This window comes from Roseateles terrae (assembly GCF_014192155.1).
Classification (GTDB): domain Bacteria; phylum Pseudomonadota; class Gammaproteobacteria; order Burkholderiales; family Burkholderiaceae_C; genus Roseateles; species Roseateles terrae.
The window spans coordinates 469,073-475,072 of the sequence record NZ_JACHXO010000005.1 but is presented as its reverse complement, the minus strand read 5'-3'; the positions used below and the strand labels follow the sequence as shown (position 1 = coordinate 475,072).

Here is a 6,000-nt window from a genome sequence, read left to right as displayed (position 1 = left end):
GCTCGTCACGCCCTCACGCACGCCAGCGTCCACCTCCGCGCGCTTGACCCATTCGTTCAACGTCTGCGGTACGCAGCCGATCTTGGGCGCGATGGGAGCGACCGCTCATGCTAAACCTTGTCATTCACATTCTCGGTTTGTGACTAGGAGCTAGCAGTGGCCCCTCGGTCGAGAAGGTCAAAGTCTGGACGAGAACCGAGCGGTGGTCCATCGCTCGGCAGCGGCGCGCGCTAGGCTTACCAGATCACGGGTGCAGACGCCACAGCTGATAGCGCTCTTCTCCACGCTTGACGCCTCCGGCGAAGTGGTCGTTGAGGCGGCTCGCCGTGAACACGATTGACCCGTCCGGAGCAAGGGTGGCCGTATCGGGCCAGTAGATGTCGTTGTCCTTCGCGACGAGCTTTGACCTGCCGGTGCGCACATCCAGCTGCACGATGCCGTTGTGCGTGACGTCGGTGATGTAGAGATGCCCATCACGCCCGAAAACGATGCCGTCTGAGTTACCGCCGACATCTCCCACGGCAGTCACGGCCGCGGCGCGCGCGTCATCGGTCGCAATTGGCGAAAGCAACACTTCGGTCGGCACTCTGAACGCCATGGTGCCCGTCGTCACGGCCCAGTGCAGCGCTTTGCCATCAGGAGACAGTGCAATGCCGTTGATGCCCAGCACGAGCGGGTTCCCAGGCCAGACGCTCTGGCCGTGTGATTTCACGTCCGTGCCAGCGACCGGCATCACCGACGGATGCTGATGCAGAACTCGCCGAGCACGGCCCGCGTCAAGTTCAACCACGATAATGCCGGCTTGATTCTTCGGGGCACTGCGCAAGCCGCTGTCGGAGATGTAGGCGATCCGTCGAGCTTCGTCGACAGCGACGTCGTTGAGGAAGCTGCCAGCGCGGTCTGCTACCGAGTCCAAAGGGATGCGTTTCACCACGTCGCCAGACTTCAAGTCGTACACCACGAGCTTCTGTCCGCCTGCTGGGGCCTCCTTCTCTCCCGCCACGAACCCCATGTCGAGTGCCCACAACCAGCCGTTGCGGTCGTCCACATGGAACCCCAGCACATTGCGCAGATGCGCAGCCGGTGCTCCGGTCACCGAATTGCCGTCTGCGGACGGGAACGCGCGGAGGCGAGCGGGCCCCTGCTCATACCGAGTGTCCAGCAGGTTCAGCGTCGCCTGGCCCTTTGTCGACAGCAGGCGAGGCGTGCTGACGAAAACCCGTGATGCGCTGTCCAGATGCACGCCTGCCATCGGTGCGTTGACGGAGTCTGTGTGCGGGGCATTTCGTGCGTCTGGTGCCTCCCAGGTCACGCCTGTGTAGCTGCGCCACATCTCAAGCTCTGCGGCTTGGACCTGGAAGGCCGAAACGACGGCGGCTGCCGCCAACCAGCGCGTTTTGAACAATGAGAGTTGCATGTTTATCCTTGGGAATGACAAATCGGGAAGTGACTGGCGGGGCAGGAAAATCGCTTCAGAAGCGATGTCCCATGCCCGCATAGACGGCACGCTGCAATTAGCCGTTGGCGGGGCCAGCCATTGGGATCTCTGCGGCGAAATTGCTGTCCGCAGAGTGCTCACGCCGTCGGCGGCGTACAGGACGGTGCGCATGGAGAAGTAATAATCAGCGCCGATCCCCATTGGTTGTCGGCGCTGTGCTTCAGAGCCGAAGTGCCGAAGAGGAGCCGCTTACTCATGGCGATTGCTCTGGACAAGCCCCTAGGCGGGTTGAGCGCTGCTATAGACGGGGAAGTCCGTGTAACCCTCGTCCGTGCCGCCGTAGAACACGGCCGGGTCTGTGGAAGCGACAGGCCAGTCGTGGCGCAGCCGCTCAACCAGGTCAGGGTTTGAAACAAAAAGGGCGCCGAAGGCTGCAAGGTCGATGAGCCCATCCCCCAGCAATTGCTCCGCGGACTCTCGCGTCAGCCCGCCAGCCAGGATTAATGGCCCCGAGTAGGCGCGCCTGAACTGCGCAAGGAAGCCCAGGGGCAGTGCTGGGGCTCCGCGGCTGGATTGGTCCATCAGGTGAACATAGGCAAGTTTTCGCTGGCCCAGTTCAGCCGCCAGGGCGAGGAAGGTCTCTTCTTCCTCAGGGAACGCGTCCAGCTCGTGCAAACGCCCGAACGGCGACAGGCGAATTCCCACACGGTGGCTGCCGATGCGCGCGACGCAGGCGTCCACGACCTCCAGCACAAACCGCAGCCGATCAGTCAGCGAGGTGGCGCCGTAGCGGTCCTCTCGCCGGTTCACCGAGGGGTTGAGGAACTGCTCGAGCAGGTAGCCATTCGCACCATGCAGCTCGACGCCGTCGAACCCTGCCCGCGCCGCGTTGGCAGTTGCAGCGGCGAAGTCGTTGACCACCCGGCCAACCTCTTCGGTACTCAACTCCCGCGGTGGGCTGGCAGGTACAAACTGGGCGTCCCCGTTCGGCGCGAACCCGAACGCATGGCTCTTCAATGCCTGACGCGCGGACGAACTCACCGGCGCCGCCCCGTAAGGCTGCAGAGACACATGGCTCACGCGGCCGACGTGCCACAGCTCCGTGAAGATTACACCACCGACTTCGTGCACGGATTCGGTGACGCCGCGCCACGAAGCCACCTGGGCGTCGCTCCAGATACCCGGGCAGTTGGCGAAGCCGACACCTTCCTGGCTGATCGCCGCGCCCTCAGTGACGATGAGCCCCGCGCCAGCACGTTGTCTGTAGTACCGCGCAGTGCTTTCTGTCGGCGTGTGGGACTGTGCGCGGGCGCGTGTCATAGGCGCCATCACGATGCGATTGCGCAGATCGTGTCCACCCAGGTGGAATGCTTTGAAAAGTTGTGACATGAGTACAGCGTCCGGGCGCGGGTCTCTGGCAAAGGGCGCGCATGCAGCAGCCCTCGCTGGGATGCCAGTAGCTGGTTGAATGTGAGGAGGTCGCCGCGCCGCAGGCGCCTCGGCATCTGCGCTTGGATCAGGGGCGCGGATGAAGCCGCGTCCTGTAACCCTTACAGGATGGAGCGATAGCTGCCGCCTTCGACACGGACTGCGGCGCCGTTCGAGGCAGCGCCGAGCGGGCTGGCCAGCAGCGCGACCATGGCGGCAATCTCGTCGGCCTCGATCATGCGAGCGATGAGCGAGCTGGAGCGGTAGGTTCTGAAGAAGTGCGCCTCGATCTCCGCGTCAGTCATGCCGGATTGCGGCGCCGTCGTGCGCAGGTACTCCACGATGCCTTCGGAGCGGGTCGCTGCCGGCAGCACGCTATTGACGGTGACCTGGGTGCCCTTGGTCAGCTCGGCCATGCCACGAGCCACGGCCAGCTGGGCGGACTTGCTCACACCGTAGTGCACCATGTCCGGCGGTGTGAAGGCGCCCACCTCGCTGGAGATGAAGAGGACGCGACCCCAATTCCGCTTGAGCATCTCGGGGAAGTAGTGGCGGGAGAGGCGCACGCCGGACATCACGTTGAGGTCCAACATTCGGGTCCAGTCATCGTCGGTGATATCGACGAACGGCTTGGCTTCATAAAAGCCAAGATTGTTCACCAGGATGTCCACCGCCGGCGTCGCTGTAATCAGCGCCTGGACGCCTTCCGGTGTCGCGAGGTCGGTCACGACGGTGTGAACGACCGCCGCGGGCGCCGCATCCTTGATGGCGACGGCAGCCGCAGCGAGCTTGCTTTGGCTGCGGCCCGATATCGTCACCTCGACCCCTTCTCGAGCGAACGTCTTGGCGATGGCCAAGCCGATACCGGCGGTCGCGCCCGTCACAAGGGCAGTCTTTTTCGTGAGTTGGAGGTCCATACTTAGCTCTCTTGGGTAGGTATATTTGCGCCGTCCCTGCTGTGTGACGACGCTTGGACGAACTTTGTCAGGACCGCATGGCGACAAAAAGCAGTGCCGGGGAACATCAATTGGGAATGCCGTTCAAAGATCGGCGCGAGGGTGGGTGGCGAGCGTGGATAACCGCAGTGGTGAGATGGCAGTTTTCGTGCGGGTCGTGGAAGATGGAAGCTTTTCGGCAGCAGCGAAGACGCTGGACATGTCGCCCTCGGCGGTGAGTAAGCTAGTGACTCGCCTGGAGGAGCGGCTCGGTGCGGTGCTGTTCCTGCGGTCGACGCGGGAGCTGACCCTGACCACCGAGGGTGAAGACTTCTACGATTCCGCGCGCCGAATACTCGAGGACCTGGAGGAGGCCGAGCAATCCGTTGGAAGTGGTTCGCTCGAGCCATCGGGGCTGCTTCGCGTCAACACATCGATTCCCTTCGGCACGCATCAGCTCATCCCGCTGCTGCGCGAGTTTCGCGAGCGCTATCCGAAAGTCCAGATCGACCTCTCGTTGACCGACCAAGTCGTAGACCTGACGCGTGAACGCGTGGATGTCGCGGTTCGCGTCGGCAAGCTGGCCGATGCAAGCTTCAAGGCGAGGGCCCTCGGGCGCAGCCACTACGCCGTGGTTGCAAGCCCCGATTATCTGAAGAGGTACGGGGTGCCTGACAGACCGGACCAGCTATCCGATCACGTTTGCCTTGGCTTTAACTTCAAACGATCGGTTTCGCAGTGGCCGTTCCTTATGGACGGGCAAGTCACCGCGCTGCCAATCAACGCAGGCGTGTTCACCAACAACGGTGAAACCATGTTGGACCTGGTGCTTCACGGGGTCGGCATAGCGCGGCTAGGCCGGTTCCACGTCGAGCGCTTCCTTCAGAGCGGACAGGTGGTCGAGCTGCTGGGGCAGTTCAATCCCGGCGACGTTGAGGAGCTTCATGCCGTCTTCCCCATCAAGAGACACATGTCGCGGCGGGTCCGCGTGTTCATCGACTTCCTGGCGGAGCGAGTAGGTCCCAACCTGCGTTGATGCGCGTGGCCTGGACGTTCGCCCAGAACGCAATGATGGCACCCGTCTGAGGAGCTCAGGCGAGTGCCTGTCATGTTGGACCTGCTGGCTTAGGCAATCTTGCGCAAAGTCTGGAGCTGGAAGTCGCCTATCAAGTGGCCGCCAGAGCGGCGGAACTGCTCAATGGCTGCGCCGCGCATGTGGCGGCTCCAGGCTTCCTCGCTTTCCCAGGTCTCGACAAACACGACAACGTCGGGCTCGTTGGTCGAACGGTGCAGGTCGTATTGGAGGCAACCAGGCGCCAGGCGCGTTGCCTTGACCAGCGTGCGCTGCGCGTCGATCAACGCTTCCGTGAAGCCAGCCTTCGCTCGCGCCTGGGCGACGACTATCAAGTGCTCGGACATCAGCAGCTCCGCTTACTTAGTAGGGGCAGACGGGTACTTGTTGATGTCCTCGGGACCGGGCTCGCCGTTGAGCCAGTTGACGACCCAGCCGCTTTCCAAGATGTTCAGGGTCTGCGAGCCGGCCGGCAGCCAGGCCTCATGGACGACGCCCCCAGGCATGCGCATGAAGCCGCCGTTCTCGATTTCGTAGCGCTTGCCGTTGGACTCGAAGACGTGCGTGCCGCCTACCAGCACGATGTGGGTCTCGCCCAGCGTGTGGGTGTGCTTTTTGATGTGCACCGGCACCGGCGTGCGGAACATCAGCATCGTCAAGTTAGTCTTCGGATCGGATCGAAGGATGGCGTACTCCGGCGAATCTTTGCCGGCGGTTGGGATGGTTTTCACCCATTTCAGCTGCGCCGGGTTGATGAGTTCCACCGCTTCGCTGATGGCGTCAGCGTTCGGAGCAGCGGAGACATGGGCGGTAAGCCCCGGGCCGCCAGCAGCGGCAATGACGAGGGTCGCCAGGAAAGCTTTCATTTGAAGGCTCCAATAGGTTTCGGTGCGGGAACTGTGCCGAGTTGCTGGCGACCGAAAAAGGCGAGCCTAGGAACATCACTGCTGCATGAGATTCACAGACACCAGTTAGAAATGTGGGCTACGCATCCAGCCTGGTCTGCCGTCGATGCTAGTCATGGGCTGCAACTCTCAGACCTGATGAAGGCGAAACCGAACCACGCCACGGTGGCTGGAGGCGGGTGACGACCGGACACACGCGGTGCACCGCCCACCGGCCGAGAA

6 protein-coding genes are annotated in these 6,000 nt (G+C 62.8%); 1 reads left to right on the top strand and 5 read right to left on the bottom strand.

Annotation, left to right across the window (positions count from 1 at the left end):
• Positions 1-244: 244 nt before the first annotated feature.
• From FHS28_RS16280 to FHS28_RS16265, 3 genes are all read right to left on the bottom strand, one after another.
• Positions 245-1,417: an L-dopachrome tautomerase-related protein gene (locus FHS28_RS16280; protein ID WP_088452293.1), complete on the bottom strand. Its 1,173-nt coding sequence runs from the start codon at positions 1,415-1,417 to the stop codon at positions 245-247.
• Between the two features lie 300 nt (positions 1,418-1,717).
• Positions 1,718-2,827 (bottom strand): alkene reductase, encoded by a 1,110-nt coding sequence (locus FHS28_RS16270; protein ID WP_088452288.1) that lies wholly within the window; start codon positions 2,825-2,827, stop codon positions 1,718-1,720.
• A 161-nt stretch (positions 2,828-2,988) separates the two neighbouring features.
• On the bottom strand, positions 2,989-3,783 hold the full coding sequence (locus tag FHS28_RS16265) for an SDR family NAD(P)-dependent oxidoreductase (protein ID WP_088452286.1): 795 nt from the start codon (positions 3,781-3,783) through the stop codon (positions 2,989-2,991).
• 175 nt (positions 3,784-3,958) lie between these two features.
• Here FHS28_RS16265 and FHS28_RS16260 point away from each other — a divergent pair, with 175 nt between their 5' ends.
• Positions 3,959-4,837, top strand: coding sequence for a LysR family transcriptional regulator (locus FHS28_RS16260; protein WP_221194014.1), 879 nt, complete (start codon positions 3,959-3,961; stop codon positions 4,835-4,837).
• Positions 4,838-4,926: 89 nt separating this feature from the next.
• Here the strand turns inward: FHS28_RS16260 and FHS28_RS16255 are convergent, their stop codons facing one another.
• The gene (locus FHS28_RS16255; protein WP_088452284.1) at positions 4,927-5,220 is read right to left on the bottom strand and encodes a putative quinol monooxygenase; all 294 of its coding nucleotides are present in this window, start codon (positions 5,218-5,220) and stop codon (positions 4,927-4,929) included.
• A gap of 12 nt (positions 5,221-5,232) precedes the next feature.
• Entirely contained in the window at positions 5,233-5,739 is a 507-nt protein-coding gene (locus tag FHS28_RS16250; RefSeq protein ID WP_088452282.1) for a cupin domain-containing protein, read from the bottom strand.
• Between the last annotated feature and the right edge of the window lie 261 nt (positions 5,740-6,000).